The sequence below is a fragment of the Leeuwenhoekiella sp. A16 genome (assembly GCF_047946675.1).
Taxonomy (GTDB): Bacteria; Bacteroidota; Bacteroidia; order Flavobacteriales; family Flavobacteriaceae; genus Leeuwenhoekiella.
In genome coordinates this window covers 2,470,779-2,487,529 of sequence record NZ_CP172313.1, presented here as the reverse complement: position 1 = coordinate 2,487,529, position 16,751 = coordinate 2,470,779, and the positions used below count along the sequence as shown (strand labels likewise).

At 37.6% G+C, this 16,751-nt stretch carries 17 protein-coding genes; 12 read left to right on the top strand and 5 right to left on the bottom strand.

Annotation, left to right across the window (positions count from 1 at the left end; genetic code table 11):
• Window positions 1–52 precede the first annotated feature (52 nt).
• From ACH3O9_RS10840 to asnB, 4 genes are all read right to left on the bottom strand, one after another.
• The gene (locus tag ACH3O9_RS10840) at window positions 53–2,044 is read right to left on the bottom strand and encodes a sensor histidine kinase (protein ID WP_416440285.1); all 1,992 of its coding nucleotides are present in this window, start codon (window positions 2,042–2,044) and stop codon (window positions 53–55) included.
• Between the two features lie 106 nt (window positions 2,045–2,150).
• Window positions 2,151–3,170, bottom strand: coding sequence for a DUF6588 family protein (locus ACH3O9_RS10835; protein ID WP_416440283.1), 1,020 nt, complete (start codon window positions 3,168–3,170; stop codon window positions 2,151–2,153).
• A 118-nt stretch (window positions 3,171–3,288) separates the two neighbouring features.
• Window positions 3,289–5,229, bottom strand: coding sequence for a DNA topoisomerase (ATP-hydrolyzing) subunit B (gyrB, locus tag ACH3O9_RS10830; RefSeq protein WP_416440281.1), 1,941 nt, complete (start codon window positions 5,227–5,229; stop codon window positions 3,289–3,291).
• 324 nt (window positions 5,230–5,553) lie between these two features.
• The gene (asnB, locus tag ACH3O9_RS10825) at window positions 5,554–7,227 is read right to left on the bottom strand and encodes an asparagine synthase B (RefSeq protein WP_416440279.1); all 1,674 of its coding nucleotides are present in this window, start codon (window positions 7,225–7,227) and stop codon (window positions 5,554–5,556) included.
• A gap of 241 nt (window positions 7,228–7,468) precedes the next feature.
• On the opposite strand from asnB, the gene ACH3O9_RS10820 reads away from it, so the two are divergent.
• Window positions 7,469–8,005 (top strand): DUF2911 domain-containing protein, encoded by a 537-nt coding sequence (locus ACH3O9_RS10820; protein WP_416440277.1) that lies wholly within the window; start codon window positions 7,469–7,471, stop codon window positions 8,003–8,005.
• Window positions 8,006–8,064: 59 nt separating this feature from the next.
• Here the strand turns inward: ACH3O9_RS10820 and ACH3O9_RS10815 are convergent, their stop codons facing one another.
• Window positions 8,065–8,697 (bottom strand): 7-carboxy-7-deazaguanine synthase QueE, encoded by a 633-nt coding sequence (locus ACH3O9_RS10815; RefSeq protein ID WP_416440275.1) that lies wholly within the window; start codon window positions 8,695–8,697, stop codon window positions 8,065–8,067.
• Window positions 8,698–8,827: 130 nt separating this feature from the next.
• Here ACH3O9_RS10815 and ACH3O9_RS10810 point away from each other — a divergent pair, with 130 nt between their 5' ends.
• From ACH3O9_RS10810 to ppgK, 11 genes are all read left to right on the top strand, one after another.
• Entirely contained in the window at window positions 8,828–10,351 is a 1,524-nt protein-coding gene (locus ACH3O9_RS10810) for a helicase HerA-like domain-containing protein (RefSeq protein ID WP_416440273.1), read from the top strand.
• Window positions 10,352–10,423: 72 nt separating this feature from the next.
• A complete protein-coding gene (locus ACH3O9_RS10805; protein ID WP_416440271.1) occupies window positions 10,424–10,966 on the top strand; it encodes a hypothetical protein in 543 nt (180 codons plus the stop codon).
• Window positions 10,967–10,977: 11 nt separating this feature from the next.
• Window positions 10,978–11,343: a cupin domain-containing protein gene (locus tag ACH3O9_RS10800; protein ID WP_416440269.1), complete on the top strand. Its 366-nt coding sequence runs from the start codon at window positions 10,978–10,980 to the stop codon at window positions 11,341–11,343.
• Complete coding sequence (locus ACH3O9_RS10795) at window positions 11,340–11,927, top strand: inorganic diphosphatase (protein WP_416440267.1); 588 nt, start codon at window positions 11,340–11,342, stop codon at window positions 11,925–11,927. Before ACH3O9_RS10800 ends, ACH3O9_RS10795 begins: the two co-directional genes overlap by 4 nt.
• 93 nt (window positions 11,928–12,020) lie before the next feature.
• Window positions 12,021–12,209: a hypothetical protein gene (locus ACH3O9_RS10790; protein ID WP_416440265.1), complete on the top strand. Its 189-nt coding sequence runs from the start codon at window positions 12,021–12,023 to the stop codon at window positions 12,207–12,209.
• Between the two features lie 55 nt (window positions 12,210–12,264).
• Window positions 12,265–13,107, top strand: a complete 843-nt coding sequence (locus ACH3O9_RS10785) for an alpha/beta hydrolase (protein ID WP_416440263.1) — start codon at window positions 12,265–12,267, stop codon at window positions 13,105–13,107.
• A gap of 21 nt (window positions 13,108–13,128) precedes the next feature.
• Window positions 13,129–13,941 carry a 23S rRNA pseudouridine(2604) synthase RluF gene (gene rluF, locus ACH3O9_RS10780; RefSeq protein ID WP_416440261.1) on the top strand — a complete coding sequence of 271 codons (813 nt, stop codon included), beginning with the start codon at window positions 13,129–13,131 and terminating at the stop codon, window positions 13,939–13,941.
• A gap of 119 nt (window positions 13,942–14,060) precedes the next feature.
• Complete coding sequence (locus ACH3O9_RS10775) at window positions 14,061–14,303, top strand: Rho termination factor N-terminal domain-containing protein (RefSeq protein WP_416440259.1); 243 nt, start codon at window positions 14,061–14,063, stop codon at window positions 14,301–14,303.
• Between the two features lie 70 nt (window positions 14,304–14,373).
• Window positions 14,374–14,793, top strand: a complete 420-nt coding sequence (locus ACH3O9_RS10770; protein ID WP_416440257.1) for a VOC family protein — start codon at window positions 14,374–14,376, stop codon at window positions 14,791–14,793.
• A gap of 1 nt (window position 14,794) precedes the next feature.
• Window positions 14,795–15,832, top strand: a complete 1,038-nt coding sequence (locus tag ACH3O9_RS10765; protein ID WP_416440255.1) for an AI-2E family transporter — start codon at window positions 14,795–14,797, stop codon at window positions 15,830–15,832.
• Window positions 15,833–16,003: 171 nt separating this feature from the next.
• On the top strand, window positions 16,004–16,750 hold the full coding sequence (gene ppgK / locus ACH3O9_RS10760) for a polyphosphate--glucose phosphotransferase (RefSeq protein ID WP_416440253.1): 747 nt from the start codon (window positions 16,004–16,006) through the stop codon (window positions 16,748–16,750).
• Window position 16,751: the final 1 nt, after the last annotated feature.

Below are 16,751 nucleotides of genomic sequence, written 5' to 3'. Positions count from 1 at the left end.
AATTTCGCCGGCAGCGGAAAAACCATTTATATCTCAAAGAAGAATCAAATCATTAAGCCAATTGCTCTACTGTATTTTTAAAGTAAATCTTAAAAATCGAGCCCACATCAGGAGTACTTTCAACCTCAACTTTGCCACCCATGGCCTCAATTTGGTTTTTGGTTATAAAAAGACCAATACCGCGTGAATCTTTATTTCTATGAAATGTCTTATACATACCGAATAATTTAGAGCCATGCCTTTTGAGATCGATACCTAACCCGTTATCTTTTATTTCCAGAACAGTGAAATCCTTTCGCCTGTGAGCAGAAATCACAACTTTTGATTGGCGTTTGTCACAACTGTATTTAATTCCGTTTGTGATAAAATTTAGCACAATACTGTCTAAATAGGCGCTCACACCTAAAATATCAATATCAGACTTTACTTTATTTTCTATTGCAACACCCTTTTCTTTAGCAAGCTGAATTACATTTTCAATTGAAGAACTTACTACCCTTTTCAGGTTTATAGGCTCGAGATTCTCATTAGTCAAAGCATTAATTGCAACAACCTCATTTAAATGTTCTATTGTTTCTTTTAAATTATCACATCCTGTTTTCAAAAAATTAAAGATCTGATTATCTTTTTCTTCAGGTTTATCTTCTAAATATAAGGTAAGCAACATCTCCATATTAGAAGAATGCGACCTCAAATTATGTGATACGATATGAGCAAAGTTTTTAAGTCGGCTATTTTGATCAATTGTGATATTTAAGAGATTTTTCATTTCCGCTTCGGCCTTTTTTCTCACAGTTACATCACGTATTGTCACCGTTAAATAATCTCCATCTTGAGTTTCGAACGTATTGAGATTGATCTCGACAGAAAATTTAGTACCATCTTTTTTGATCGCGTAAATATCTTTGTCTATTTTCTTATCGTTTATTCCTTCAGAAAAATCGGTCAAAAACCTTGAAAAACCGAGCTTTGGAGGCAAAATAACGTCCAGATTTCTGTTTTTTATTTCGTCACGCGAGTAACCAAAAGCCGTAACAGCTTCTTCATTCAACAAGTGAATATTTCGATATTCATCTACTATAAATAAAGCATCTGGCGTTGCATCAAGAAATGTGCGTAAGCGAGAAAGACTACCTTCTGCAGCATTCTTTTTCACCTCAATCAAATTAATCTCTTTTGCGACCATCAATATGAGACAGAGAGCAATTATAATAAAAGAAATGGCATGCAGCGTAATACCAAATTCTACACTCACAAGATTATATCTGGCAAGAAGAATGCGTAAGTAAGCGACCACTATAATAGCTATCGCCATTTTAAAGAATAAACGTCGCGCCATTATATTCCCTATACGATGTCCCGTGAACAAACCTGTTAAACCATACGTGGGGTTGAACAATGAAGCAACCATTGATATCGCTAAAAATGCCAAAGCGGTATGAATGGCCATTGTAGTAAAAAATGAGAGTTTTGAAGCCGCCTCTATATCAAATATATAAGCCAGTGTCGCTATAAGCGAAATTAAAGTAACACTATGAAAAGCTAGTTGAGCGACTGTTCTAAGACTTGAAGATCTAAAGTAATTGAAGCCAAAAGCCGACATTAATATAAAACACAAAGCGGTCACCTGAGACATTCTTCCCGGGGTGGGGTGGCTTATAGCAATAGATTCACTGTCTTTAAAAAAAAGCTGATCTATACCCAGATCCTGCTGAAAAATATATTGACTTATTGATGCACATCCTAAAACTAGCAGAAGGAAGAGAAAAAATAGCCCAATATGCTTGGTCCAGTTTTTCCGCATTGATAAAAGCATGATGCCACCACCCAGAAACAAAAAGCCAAGGGCTGTATTAAATTTCATGGTAGGATAGTCTGGCACCACACTGGTTAAAACACGTATACCAAGAATCCATCCTAATATTACAGCTATCGCAAGAGCTATTAATATAGATGTTGTGATTTTAATATAAGAAGCGTAATAATGCGTACCTATTCTCGTATTTTTCTCTGTGTGCGAGGCAAGTTTATCCTGGAGGTTCATTAGATAATAGAATTAATGCCTATAAATAAGTACTAAATATAGGCATTACTTTAATAATTAGACACACTAAAAATGCATCCTAAGAAATTCAAAAACAGAATACTAACTACCTAAAACTAAGAGCTACACCTGCTGTGATATTGTTGTAATCCTGAAGAGTATAATCTGCAAATATTTTAAAAGCAGAAAGATTAAGTCTCGCTCCCACAGTAGCCCTCATGCCAGAAGGATCATATTTTAGATCGATGGGGTCTTCATAAGTTGTGGTTCTCACAGGCACACCTTCTACAGAATATGTAACCTCGTATGTTCCTAAAACTTTTAAATTAGAATTACCTCCCGTATATCCTACACCACCGTAAATGCTAAATACAGGAAAATCAAGAGATGCTAAAGCCTGTACGGTATAAGCATTCATGTTAAATTCTGCTCGCTGACCACTACCATCAAATACGTTTCCATCTTCAATATCATAATCAACTTTCATATTTGTGAAAGCCCACAATAGCGATGCATTAAGCGGCAACTTATCTAACGGACCAAAATATTGCATCAAATTATGCTTTAACCCAGCTCCTAATATTCTTCCTTTAACATCGTCACTACCTACACGCGGTGTGTATCTTATAATAACATCAGAATCAAGAAATAATCCCACACTCCCCTGCAGTGTAGGAGAAGGCATCGCGCTTAAAGGCAAATCATTCTTAATACCTTCGGGCATTGTAAATTGCACCTGCTCACCAGTTTCTTCTATTCTAACCGTAACAAAAGAAGGATCAATATCTCCCGCAACAGTAGGAGTACCATCTGGTGAACCTGTAATAGAATTTTCAAACTCGAGACTAGAGATAGCAAACATTTCCTTATCAGAAGGAATCAAAGAAGCGTTTAGAGCAATTGTAATATCAAAGCCAAATTGTTTATGCGTTTTAGCTGTGCTATACCAGCCGCCGTTCATAGCATAAACCAGACCTTCCATTGCAGGCTCAAGATAAGCCCCCATTAAAACTGAGGCATCTTTATCACCAGCTCCCAGAACTGCTTCAAAACCACCTCCATAAACTTGTGCTTTAACCATACCGCTACAGCATAGCAAGCCTAACATAAAAATATATTTTTTCATTTTGGGTAAATTTGGTGCGGCTAAAATAAAAAAATAGTCACGCTCTTCGTCGAAGATTTGACAAAAAAAATGCCTAGTCTTTAAAGACTAGGCATCAAAACATTTAAATAATTTTTATTTACACATCTATATTTGCATAAATTGCGTTTTTCTCAATGAATTCTCTTCGCGGCGGCACTTCATCTCCCATTAACATAGAGAAGATTCTGTCTGCCTCTGTACCGTTATCTATAGTAACCTGTCTAAGCGTACGAAATTCAGGATTCATAGTTGTATCCCAAAGCTGATCTGCATTCATCTCACCCAAACCTTTATAACGCTGAACGCCTACACTACCACCCATTTCCTCATTATATTGATCACGCTCCTTATCACTCCAGGCGTATCTCAATTTTTTACCTTTTTTCAATAAATACAGAGGCGGCGTTGCAATGTAAACATGCCCATTCTCTACTAATTCACGCATATAGCGAAAGAAAAAAGTAAGAATTAAAGTTGCAATGTGGCTACCATCTACATCGGCATCACACATAATAACAATTTTATGGTAACGCAACTTAGAAAGGTTAAGTGCTTTACTATCTTCTTCTGTACCAATGGTAACACCTAAAGCTGTGAAAATGTTCTTTATTTCTTCATTTTCAAAAACCTTGTGCTGCATAGCTTTTTCCACATTAAGGATTTTTCCTCGAAGTGGCAAAATAGCCTGAAACTCACGATTACGGCCCATTTTTGCAGTTCCGCCTGCAGAATCACCCTCTACAAGAAATACTTCACAAGCAGCAGGATCAGTTTCAGAACAATCTGATAATTTTCCAGGTAAACCACCTATACTCATCACCGTTTTACGCTGCACCATCTCACGCGCTTTCTTAGCCGCATGTCTAGCCTGAGCAGCAAGAATTACCTTTTGCACAATGATTTTAGCATCATCAGGATTCTCCTCAAGATAAATCTCAAGCATTTCTGAAACTGCTTGAGATACCGCAGCTGTAACCTCTCTGTTTCCCAGCTTAGTTTTAGTCTGCCCTTCAAATTGGGGCTCACCTACTTTTACTGAAATAATTGCTGTTAAGCCTTCGCGAAAATCATCTCCGGCAATATCAAACTTGAGTTTATCAAGCATTCCAGAGGCATCTGCATATTTCTTTAGTGAACCCGTAAGTCCACGACGGAAACCAGCCAAATGTGTTCCACCCTCATGGGTGTTTATATTGTTTACGTAAGAGTGCAGATTTTCAGCATAACTGTCGTTATAGATCATCGCAACTTCTACGGGAATATCATTCTTTTCTCCTTCCATAGAAATAACATTCCCTATGATAGGCTGACGGTTTCCATCCAGAAAACGAACAAATTCTTTCAGTCCTTCTTCAGAATGAAATGTTTCACATACCGGCTCTCCTTTATCGTCTTTTTGGCGTTTATCTGTGAGTGTAATTGTGATACCTTTATTAAGATAAGCCAACTCACGCATACGGCTAGCCAAAGTATCATAGCTGTATTCTATAGTTTGTTGAAAGATCGTAGGATCTGGCAAAAAAGTTACAATTGTACCGGTGTAATCTGTAGTACCTATAGATTTTACAGGATATAAAGCTTTACCTTTCTCGTACTCTTGCTCCCAGATAGTACCATCACGATGTACAGTTGCAGTTAAATGATCTGAAAGTGCATTAACACAACTCACACCCACCCCGTGCAAACCCCCGGAAACTTTATATGAATCTTTATCAAATTTACCACCCGCACCTATTTTAGTCATAACAACCTCAAGTGCAGATACTCCTTCTTTTTTGTGCAGGTCTACAGGAATACCTCTACCATTATCTTTTGTTGTGATGGAGTTATTCTCGTTAATAACAACGCTAATCTCATCACAATAGCCACCCATCGCTTCATCAATGGAGTTATCTACTACTTCATAAACAAGATGGTGCAAACCTCTTACACCTACATCACCAATATACATTGAAGGGCGCATACGCACATGCTCCATTCCCTCAAGCGCCTGAATACTATCGGCCGAATATTGCTGCTTATTAACTTCTTCGCTCATATTTCACTTTTAAATTTAGGGTCTTAGCTATTTATTATACAGCTTGTTAACCAAACGTAATTAACCCTGAAAAACATCGTTAGCTGGATGTTTACGGGTGGCAATTTCGCTAGCAAACAAATATAAAGAAAGACAACCCTTTACCTGAGCAAAACCCGCGCCAAACCTGTTAAGTTATCAACAATCTGTGGAAAAAACAGCCCTTTTTTGCGGATATTTAAAATAGCAGGTCATTTGAGGTGAAAATCGGTCAAAATGGCCAATTATCGCAATAAAAAAGCACCCCGGTCTGGAGTGCTTTTTCCTGTAAGTTTAAAACGAAAATTAAGCTTTTACGTACGCATCTGAATGAACATTTGCCACAGCTCTACCGCTAGGATCGTTCATGTTCTTAAAAGCCTCATCCCACTCTAAAGCAATTCTTGAACTACAGGCCACAGATGGTTCCTGTGGTACACTTAGCGCTGCAGCATCACTTGGGAAGTGACCTTCAAAAATTGAGCGGTAATAAAACTCTTCTTTATTCTGTGGGGTTTGTATAGGAAATCTGTAATGAGCGTTAGCAAGTTGCTCATCACTTACTTTTTCATTCACTACTTTCTTCAAGGTATCAATCCAGCTGTAACCTACACCATCAGAGAATTGTTCTTTTTGTCTCCACGCTACACTTTCTGGCAAATAAGATTCAAACGCTTTACGGATCACCCATTTCTCCATACGCTCACCGTTTATCATTTTATCCTGAGGGTTGATGCTCATGGCAACATCCATAAATTCTTTATCTAAGAATGGCACACGACCTTCAATACCCCAAGCCGCAAGACTTTTATTAGCACGTAAACAGTCGTACATATGTAACTTATCGAGCTTGCGTACAGTTTCTTCATGAAAGTCTTTAGCACTTGGCGCTTTGTGAAAATATAAATAACCACCAAAGATCTCATCTGCTCCTTCTCCTGATAGGACCATTTTTACACCCATAGACTTAATAACACGAGCCATTAAGTACATAGGAGTTGATGCTCTAATTGTTGTTATATCATAAGTCTCAAGGTTATAAATCACATCTTTAATTGCATCTAGACCTTCCTGAATGGTAAACTTGATCTCATGGTGTACAGTCCCAATATGATCTGCTACCTTTTGTGCAGCAGCCAGATCTGGAGAACCCTCTAAACCTACAGAGAAAGAGTGCAATCGCGGCCACCACGCTGCCGTAGTATCGTCTGACTCAATTCTTTTTTCTGCATATTTTTTCGCTACAGCGGAAGTGATTGAAGAATCTAATCCACCAGAAAGCAATACACCGTAAGGTACATCAGACATTAGTTGTCTATGCACAGCAGCCTCTAAAGCATCTTTTAACTTCTGAATACTTGTTTCATTATCTTTTACCGCATCATACTCCATCCAATCTCTTTTGTACCATCTGGTTACCTCACCGTCTTTGCTGTATAAATAATGTCCCGGAGGAAAAAGTTCAATTTTTGTACACGTACCTTCAAGGGCTTTTAATTCTGAAGCTACATAAAAAGTGCCGTATTGATCCCAACCCATATATAGTGGGATAATACCCATATGATCTCGCGCAACCAGATACTCATCTTTTTCTGCATCATAAAGTGAAAAAGCAAAAATCCCGTTAAGTTCATCCAAAAAATCAGGTCCTTTTTCCTGATAAAGCGCAAGTATTACCTCACAATCAGATTCAGTTTTAAAATCATATTTACCGGCAAATTGCTTTCTTAACTCTTTGTGATTGTAAATCTCCCCGTTAGCAGCTAAAATCAACTTCCCGTCAGGACTTAATAAAGGTTGTTTTCCTGAGGCAGGATCAACTATAGAAAGACGCTCATGGGCTAAAATTGCTTTATCATCACTATAAACACCATTCCAGTCTGGACCGCGGTGTCTTATCTTTTTAGACATTTCTAAAATTTGAGGCCTTAAATCTTCTGCTTTTTGTTTAAGCTCGTAGGCACATACTATTCCGCACATAACATTTGTTTTAATTTGAAAGGTCAAAGATGCACAAGCACTTCTAAACCTGAAAGCAAATTACATTATTAACTTACATATTATAACAATAATTTCAATTTTAGCGATGATTGAAAATCATTAATAAAGCTTAAGCTGTTATAAATAATAAATGAGAATTTGCTTCTTCCATTTTATTATTGTCTTAACGTAGTTGTACTTAAAAGCTTGTAATTTTGCAAAAATCAATTATATAACTATTATGAAATCTTTTGTAGTCACCACTTTAATATTGCTATTCACATTTACAGCAGTAGCACAAGAACCAAAATTTGCAAACCTTGACCCAAGTCCTATGGATATTGCCATGTACCGAGGTCAGGATAAAGCGCCTTTAATACGTGTTATTTACAGCAGACCACAGAAAAAAGATCGTAAGATCTTTGGCGAACTCGTAAAATACGATGAAGTATGGCGTACCGGAGCAAATGAGTCTACAGAGATCACTTTTTATAAAGACATGACAGTAGGCGACAAAACCATTAAGGCCGGAACTTATTCTTTATTTACTATACCGGGAGAAAAAGAGTGGACTATCATATTTAATAAAGACGTTAACACCTGGGGAGCTTTTGGCTACAAACAAGAACGTGACGTAGTTAGAATTAAAGCTCCTGCAAGAAAATTATCTAATCCTTTAGAATCATTTTCTATCTCATTTCAACCTAAAACTGATGGAACAGATATGCTTTTAGGATGGGACAACACTTATGTTCAGGTTCCTTTTGAGCAGATGTAATCTCAAGAAAAATCGGTGTATAAATATAAAAAAGCTTCCATTTAGGAAGCTTTTTTCGTTTACGGTATATTTAAATATTTATGTGTCTGTAAGCTAATCTTCCATTTAGGATTGCTCATCACATATTCTACTATTAAAGGTGTCATTTTCTCGCGCACACTCCATTCAGGCTGAAGATACAACTCGCAATGAGATCCTACTTTTGCTGCATGTTCTTCGGCGAAAGCAAAATCTGCTTTGTTGTAAACTATCACCTTAAGCTCATGTGCAACAGGATAGATCTCTGCTGTAGGCAGCATTCTCTTTTTAGGCGAAAGACATATCCAGTCCCAATGACCAGACAATTTATAAGCTCCTGAAGTTTCTATATGAACATTGAGCCCTTTCGCTTTTAGCAAACCTGTAAGGTGATTCATATCCCACATTAAAGGTTCACCACCGGTAACAACAACTGTATTACTATATCTGGAAGCATGATCTGCTATTACCTGCGCTTCTGTAGGCGGGTGTATAGCCGCATCCCAACTTTCTTTAACATCGCACCAGTGACATCCCACATCACAACCGCCCACGCGTATAAAATATGCCGCGGTGCCGGTGTGATATCCTTCCCCCTGTATGGTATAGAATTCTTCCATTAACGGTAGTAATTCTCCTAACTCTACTCTACTTGCAATTGCCTCTTTTGTCATAGGCCGCAAAGATAAGGCATTTCATAAAGTTGAGATAAAAATTAGATACAAGTAGTTCCCCGCTTTAATAATAAAATTTGCAAGTGCAGCTTTTCTTATTTAATCATTATTTTTGGCTCAAATAAGGCTCATGAGCAAAATAGAAGCATTCACAGAAAGCATAACTACTGGTAACACCTTTAAAGGAGACTCTATAATTTTAGGAGCAGCCATGTTAGATGGTGAGACGATTACAGATGCCCACGTAAAAGTACCGTTAAAAACATTGAACAGGCACGGTCTAATTGCAGGAGCAACCGGGACAGGTAAAACAAAAACATTGCAGGTGCTTGCAGAAAATCTTTCAGAAAAAGGAGTGCCGGTTCTGCTTATGGATATGAAAGGTGACCTGAGTGGTATTGCAAAAGCCAGCGCCGGACATGCAAAAATCGATGAAAGACATGCAAAAATCGGTTTACCTTATACGCCTAAAGATTTTCCCGTAGAGATTCTTACCCTTTCAGAACAAAACGGAGTGCGTTTGCGCGCGACTGTTAGCGAGTTTGGGCCAGTTCTCTTCTCGCGAATAATAGACGCTACAGACGCGCAATCTGGAATTATCTCTATTCTATTTAAATATTGTGATGATAATAAACTCCCTCTTTTAGACCTAAAAGACTTTAAAAAGGTTTTGCAATATGCTACCAATGAAGGCAGAGCAGAAATGCAAGAATCATACGGCCGTATCTCTACAGCTTCTGCAGGTTCAATTTTGCGTAAAATAGTAGAACTTGAACAACAGGATGCTGATATTTTCTTTGGCGAAAAATCATTTGAAGTTCAGGATCTACAACGCCTTGATGAGAACGGAAGAGGTGTGATCAGTATAATTCGCCTTACAGACATTCAGGACAGACCTAAACTTTTCTCTACTTTTATATTGAGTTTACTGGCCGAAATCTATAGCACTTTTCCTGAACAGGGCGACAGCAACCAGCCAGAACTTGTCATTTTTATAGATGAAGCTCACCTTATTTTTAAAGAAGCTTCTAAAGCGCTTCACAGCCAGATCGAAAGTATAGTAAAATTGATACGCTCAAAGGGCGTGGGATTATATTTTGTCACCCAGAATCCTACAGATGTACCAGAAGGAGTTCTTAGCCAGTTAGGGTTAAAGGTGCAGCATGCTTTAAGAGCTTTTACCGCAAAAGACAGAAAAGCTATAAAACTAACCGCAGAAAACTATCCTATCTCAGAATATTACGACACCAAAGAGGTTTTAACTTCGTTAGGTATAGGAGAAGCCTTAGTTTCTGCCCTTGATGAGAAAGGCCGTCCTACTCCGCTTGCCGCCACAATGATGCGAGCACCTATGTCGAGAATGGATATTTTAACTCAAGATGAAATTAACGCGATAAACAATAGTTCATCTTTAGTTACAAAGTATAATAAATCTATTGACAGAGATAGTGCTTACGAAATTCTTAATGAGAAAATAGAAAAAGCCGAAAGTGAAGAGGTAAAAGAAAAGGCTAAAAGCGAAAGAGCTAAAATGTCTTCTTCAAGAAAAACAACTTCACCATCTAGCACTACAGAACGCGCTATAATTAAAGTTCTCACAAGCGCTACCGTTATACGCGGAGTTCTGGGGATATTGGGAAAAATGATCAAATAGACCAGAAAACCCAGATTTCAGCACAAAGTATCAAAACAACATTTAGAATTAATTTCAATAAATAAATTACCTATGACCAAGCGATTAATCGTTACATTTTTTGCCTCTTTATTTTTAATATCATGTAATAATGATGATCCTTTTGCAATTACCTCAACCAGCGTAGGACCGCTAACTCAGGAATCTACTGTAAATGAACTGGAAACCCTCTTTAAAGATCAAAAAGTAGTTAGTAAAACCAACCCACAGGGAGCAAAAATCGGTTCAGATGCCATAGAAATCTATGAGAATGACGCACAATTGCTCAGTTTAAAACCTAAAACAGACGAGAAAACAAGTACCATAAAAACAATCCAGATCTTTGATCCTCGTTACAAAACTGAAGAAGGTATTACTCTCAATAGCACTTTTAAGGATATTAAAAATGCCTATAAAATTTCTAAAATAGAAACTCTTCTTACGAGTATCGTGGTTTTTGTAGATGATATCAACGCCTACTTTACAATAGATAAGAAGGAACTGCCCAGCGAATTACAATTTGACATGTCTGCTAAAGTTGATGAAGTACATATACCAGATAGTGCTAAGATCAAATATTTTATGATTGGCTGGTAAGAATCAATTCTATGAAGAATTACAGAGTACAGAAATCGCCTTTTATTGTCCCCACAGATGACGGTAAAAAAATAGCCGAGCATTTTGGCCTGGCAAGCGATGGCAACAGCGATATTAGCATTGCACACATGATCGCTCCGCCAGGGTGGAGTGAACCTTATCAAAAACCAGAATTTACTGAGTATACCTTTGTTATAAGTGGTAAAAAACAGTTTAAAATAGAAGAGGAAACTGTTATTTTAAATGCAGGCGAATCAATTAAGATAGACGCTAATACACGTGTGCAGTATAGCAATCCTTTTGATCAACCCTGTGTTTATATTTCTGTTTGTACTCCCGCTTTTAATTTTAACCTGGTACATCGCGACGCAGAATGAAAAAAATAATCCTGCTTTTGTGTCTTTGCTTGACTGCATGCATGCGGCAGGATTTTTACCATCTTGACACATTTAATGAAAACGGCATACTTCAGGCTGTGGTAGAAATACCTGCCGGCACCAACTTAAAAATAGAATACAATAAAGAGCTAAAGCAATTTCTGCCAGACCAAAAAGAAGGTAAAGACCGTTCTATAAATTTTATAGGATATCCCGGCAATTATGGGTTTATACCTTCAACATTAAGTGACCCAGAAAAAGGTGGGGATGGTGATGCTCTTGATGTTCTTGTTTTAAGTGAAAGTCTTCCCACTGCAACCGTAATAAACATTATACCTATAGCTGTATTAAAATTGATAGACAAAGGCGATCAGGATTATAAGATAATTGCGGTTCCTGCTAATCGAGATGAGCGCACGATTGATACAGAAACCTATCAAAGCTTTGCCACAAACTTTAAAGGTGCTAAGAAAATAATTGAATTATGGTTTGTAAATTATGATACAGATCAACTAATTATTGAAGGCTGGGGCGATGAGCAGGAAGCGATAAGCGAAATAAAAAAATTGATCGAGTCAAAATAAAAGGAAATCACAAATACCACTTAATGCGGCGTTAATCTTCTGGTTTGTCTCTGTGAGAACCTCTAATTTCAATGAAATTTTAAATCTCCAATAATGATAAAAGTATTAGGAATAACTCTAACTATAGGTGGCGCTATTTCCCTGGTTTTTGGCGTTTTGGGAATCTTTGGAAGTTTTGAATTAGGACTCAGTCCGTGGGCTCTGGCTATTTTAGGCGTTATCTTCTTTTTATCAGGTATTTCTTTACTTAAATATCACGACAGCAACAATAGCGCTGATTAAATTATATTCTTCTTAAGAACCACTATCTTTGACAATAGTTAAATGAAAGGTTTTTATGCGTGAAAGTTTAAAGCGATTTGTTCCCAAGGCTATAGGTAAATACATCAATACATTGTCTATAATAGCTCCAGACAGGGCAGCTCATCGTGCATTTGCGCTCTTTAGTAAACCCAGACAAGGCAAAGTAGGCGATCATCATAAAGATTTTATGGATCCTTCTCGCGACAGGACAATCACAGTTGAAAATCTAAAATTACAAACCTACAGATGGGCCGGCAGCGGCAAAACCATTCTTCTAATTCACGGTTGGGAGAGTCACACCCACAGATGGAAGGTTCTTGTAGAACAACTGCATAAAGAAAATTACAATATAATAGCTTTTGATGCTCCCGCACATGGTTATAGTGATGGCGACAGATTGTACGTTCCCATTTACGAGAAGGCGCTGCAGCAGATGATAGAAATTTACAATCCTGAATTTTTAATTGGTCACAGCATTGGCGCACTTACTGCCATCTATAATCAAAGTTTGCATCCATCAGCAGATATAAAAAAATTGGTAATTCTTGGTCCTCCAGATCAATTAGAGACGATAATTGCAGATTATCAGCAGATTTTAGGCCTTGATAAGCGGGTTTTAAACATTCTGGATGCATATTTTCAGAAGAATTTTGGCTTTAAGACCAAAGAATTTTCAGCTTCAGCTTTTGCTCAAAAACTAGATGTTCATGGTCTGATCATTCACGATAAAAACGACAAAATAACCTCAGTAGAAGGTTCACGCAATATTCATAAAAATTGGAATAAATCTAAACTTATTGAAACCGAAGGATTAAATCATTCGCTCTATAGTGATTTTGTGAATGACGAAATTATAAAGTTTTTAAAAGAAGATTAAACCTATCACAGTATCCATTTGATGGCAGAAGAGAATCTAACACGTATAAATAAATACTTAAGCGAAGTAGGCTACTGCTCAAGACGTCACGCAGATAAATTAATAGATGCAGGCCGCATTACTATTAATGGAGCCATTCCAGAAATGGGTACTAAAGTTAGCGCTGCAGATGAAATACGTGTAGACGGCAAGCTTATAACAGAGCGTGAAGAACCACTTATCTATATCGCTTTTAATAAACCTGTAGGCATTGTTTGTACTACAGATACGCGAGTAGAAAAAGATAACATCATAGATTACATAAATTATCCTTCCCGTATTTTCCCTATTGGTCGTCTTGACAAAGCAAGTGAAGGTCTCATCTTTCTTACCAACGATGGTGATATTGTAAATAAAATTTTACGTGCCAGAAACAATCACGATAAAGAATATATTGTAAATGTTGATAAGCCAATTACTGCGCAGTTCATAGCACAAATGTCTGCGGGAGTTCCTATTCTTGATACTATTACCAGAGAATGTGAAGTAGAGCAGATAGGAAAGAAGCAATTTAAAATTATTCTTACCCAAGGCTTAAACAGGCAGATACGCCGCATGTGCGAATATCTGGGTTACAACGTCACAAAACTGAAACGTGTGCGCATCATGAATATTTCACTAGACGTTCCCGTTGGTCAATATCGCAATTTCACTAAAGCAGAACTCTCTCACTTACAAGACCTGCTAAAAGACAGTAGTAAGACGTATGAGGAGCACGCCGCCCCTTCTAAACCAATCGAAAATAAATACAGTAGCCCGCATATTTCAAAAAAAAGAAGAAGGCGCGAGAGCTAGATTTAATCTTAATTTCTATTAATTCTTTTTTAAACCCTTGTTAACCTTTATCACAGGCAAGGAGCTTCTGCGTACATTTAAGTGAGAAATTAGTAAAGTATCATTTAAAGTATACAGCCATGCCAAACAACCCACGTATTAAAAATGAAAAGCAATACGACGCTTTAACAGATAAAGGATACAGCAAAGAGAAAGCAGCACGCATAGCAAACACAGAAGATTCTGGTAAAAAAGGTGGCAAAGCAAATAAGTATGAAGATCGCACAAAAGAAGATCTTTACGAGGAAGCAAAGAAAGTAGGTATTGAAGGCAGATCTAAAATGACTAAAAAAGAATTGATAGATGCTTTAAGGAATAATTGATAATTCTGAGATCATTTAAATTACTGTTTATCTAATTATTATATTTACCTGTAACCTAACCATGATTTAAATGCCTGCACCTTTTCATCTAGCCATTCCTGTAGACCAACTTGACGAAGCCCGAAAATTTTATCGTGACACCCTTGAACTTACTGAAGGTCGCTGTAGCGATCAATGGGTAGACTTTGATTTTTTTGGTCATCAACTGGTTATTCATTATAAGCCAAAAGAAGAATCAGCTGCTGTACATCATAATGCAGTTGACGGCAAAGCAGTTCCGGTACCTCACTATGGCGTAGTTCTGGAATGGAATGATTTTCAGAACTTCTCTAAAAAATTAACTGCAAAGGGAATTAATTTTATAATTGAACCCTACATACGCTTTAAGGGGCAAGTGGGCGAGCAAGCAACAATGTTCTTTTACGACCCTTGTGGCAATGCCCTTGAATTTAAAAGCTTTAAAGACATGAGTCAATTATTCGCTAAATAACATGCCACAACAACTAAAACCAACCTTAGTAAGACAGTTGTTCATACTTCTGCTCATTCTATTTTTATTTGTTCTGATTTTTCTGGAAATGATTCCTTATCTCTCAGGAGTATTAGGAGCAATTACTCTGCATGTTCTCCTTAAAAAATGGATGAATAATCTGGTAGACAGAGGCTGGAACAAAAGTCTTGCCGCTGCTTTACTCATGGTTTTTTCCTTCCTGGCGATTTTAGTTCCTGTGGGGTTGATTGTCTTAATGCTAACTAACAAAATAGGTAAGGCTGTATCAAATTCGGCTAAAGTTGTAGACGCTATTAAAGAGCATGTCTCGCAGTGGGAATCACAATTAGGGTACAAAGTAAGCGATTCTATAGATACTAATGCGGTAACAGAATGGATCTCTACTCACCTGCAATCATTAGCCGGGGGAACTTTCACAGCATTTATTGCAATAGGTATCATGTATTTTATGCTTTACTACATGTTAATCAACAGAAAGACATTGCAGAATTCGCTGTATGAATATATTCCACTAGCTTCAGACAATATTAAAACCATTGCAACAGAAAGTACGGCTATGGTAAAATCTAATGCTTTAGGTATTCCTCTTGTGGCGCTGGCACAGGGTATCGTTGCATTAGTAGGCTTTTTTATATTCGGTGTTCCAGATCCATTCTTTTGGTTTGTCATCACTGCCATTGGCTCTATGATACCATTTATAGGCACGCTACTTGGCATAGTTCCCGTTACGATTTTGCTTTTTTCCAGCGGTGATGTAGGCCAAGCAATTGGTATTGCTATTTATGGGTTTGTTGTGGTAGGTTCTACAGACAATATCATTAGACTTTATGTACTTGAACGTCTCGCTAATGTACATCCTCTGGTAACTTTATTTGGAGTGATTGTAGGTGTTCCTCTATTTGGATTTATAGGGCTAATATTTGGCCCACTCTTAATAAGCCTGTTTTTACTTATTGTGAAAATTTATAAAAAAGAATACGGCAAACAACCGCCGGCAGAGACAGAAGAGCGGCTATAGAACTTTGCATTTTGAGCTAATTTTTAGCCTTTTTGCACCAATTTTTAGCCTCTGCAGGCAGATTTTTTCCTATTCAATTTCCACCAAATTTGCTTTCTGAAGAAAAATTAAGTCATATTCTTCGGGTATTGATAAATATTCCTTTTTTTTGACCCCACAAAACTAGGGTATATGGAAATTTTGGGAATTGATGTAGGAGGCACAGGAATAAAAGGTGTTCCGGTAAATTTAGAAACTGAAGATTACATAGGTGAACGCTATAGATTGCCTACTCCTATCCCTCGTACTCCTAAGGCCATGGTTAAAACCATTGGGGAAATTGTGAAAGAATGGGACTGGAAGGGTCCTGTAGGAGTTGGTTTCCCCACTGTTATACATAGAGGAAAAGCTTTACAACACGGAAATCTCGATCCCGCCTGGGTGGGAGTTCAGGTAGACGATATGATCTCACAGCATATAGGTCTTCCCGTTGCAGTCATAAATGATGCAGATGCTGCTGGTCTTGCCGAAATGACATTTGGCGTAGGCAAAGATGAAAAAGGTCTGGTTATGGTTTTTACTGTAGGAACAGGAATAGGCAGTGGAGTTTTTTACAATGGCGAGTTACTCCCTAACTGGGAACTTGGCCAGCTGCCCTATAAAAAAGGAATGAACATAGAGCAATATGCTTCAAGAGCAGTACGTCTGCGTAAGGATATGAGCTTTAAAAAATGGGGTAAACGCTTCAATAAATTTTTACAGATCGTCACAACTATAAGCGATCCCGATCTTATCATAATAGGCGGTGGTGCGAGCAAAAACCTGGAAGAATACCGAAATAAATTGAAAGTTGATGTGCCAATCGTTGCTGCACATACAAAGAATCACGCCGGTATTATAGGTGCTGCCCTGGCAGCTCGTCACCTCTATATTGAGTAAA

Excerpts from the sequence above, each read along its gene's own strand:
- ACH3O9_RS10840 (WP_416440285.1), bottom strand. The coding sequence starts at position 2,044 with ATGAACCTCCAGGATAAACTTGCCTCGCACACAGAGAAAAATACGAGA.
- ACH3O9_RS10835 (WP_416440283.1), bottom strand. The coding sequence starts at position 3,170 with ATGAAAAAATATATTTTTATGTTAGGCTTGCTATGCTGTAGCGGTATG.
- gyrB (WP_416440281.1), bottom strand. The coding sequence starts at position 5,229 with ATGAGCGAAGAAGTTAATAAGCAGCAATATTCGGCCGATAGTATTCAG.
- asnB (WP_416440279.1), bottom strand. The coding sequence starts at position 7,227 with ATGTGCGGAATAGTATGTGCCTACGAGCTTAAACAAAAAGCAGAAGAT.
- ACH3O9_RS10820 (WP_416440277.1), top strand. The coding sequence starts at position 7,469 with ATGAAATCTTTTGTAGTCACCACTTTAATATTGCTATTCACATTTACA.
- ACH3O9_RS10815 (WP_416440275.1), bottom strand. The coding sequence starts at position 8,697 with ATGACAAAAGAGGCAATTGCAAGTAGAGTAGAGTTAGGAGAATTACTA.
- ACH3O9_RS10810 (WP_416440273.1), top strand. The coding sequence starts at position 8,828 with ATGAGCAAAATAGAAGCATTCACAGAAAGCATAACTACTGGTAACACC.
- ACH3O9_RS10805 (WP_416440271.1), top strand. The coding sequence starts at position 10,424 with ATGACCAAGCGATTAATCGTTACATTTTTTGCCTCTTTATTTTTAATA.
- ACH3O9_RS10800 (WP_416440269.1), top strand. The coding sequence starts at position 10,978 with ATGAAGAATTACAGAGTACAGAAATCGCCTTTTATTGTCCCCACAGAT.
- ACH3O9_RS10795 (WP_416440267.1), top strand. The coding sequence starts at position 11,340 with ATGAAAAAAATAATCCTGCTTTTGTGTCTTTGCTTGACTGCATGCATG.
- ACH3O9_RS10790 (WP_416440265.1), top strand. The coding sequence starts at position 12,021 with ATGATAAAAGTATTAGGAATAACTCTAACTATAGGTGGCGCTATTTCC.
- ACH3O9_RS10785 (WP_416440263.1), top strand. The coding sequence starts at position 12,265 with ATGCGTGAAAGTTTAAAGCGATTTGTTCCCAAGGCTATAGGTAAATAC.
- rluF (WP_416440261.1), top strand. The coding sequence starts at position 13,129 with ATGGCAGAAGAGAATCTAACACGTATAAATAAATACTTAAGCGAAGTA.
- ACH3O9_RS10775 (WP_416440259.1), top strand. The coding sequence starts at position 14,061 with ATGCCAAACAACCCACGTATTAAAAATGAAAAGCAATACGACGCTTTA.
- ACH3O9_RS10770 (WP_416440257.1), top strand. The coding sequence starts at position 14,374 with ATGCCTGCACCTTTTCATCTAGCCATTCCTGTAGACCAACTTGACGAA.
- ACH3O9_RS10765 (WP_416440255.1), top strand. The coding sequence starts at position 14,795 with ATGCCACAACAACTAAAACCAACCTTAGTAAGACAGTTGTTCATACTT.
- ppgK (WP_416440253.1), top strand. The coding sequence starts at position 16,004 with ATGGAAATTTTGGGAATTGATGTAGGAGGCACAGGAATAAAAGGTGTT.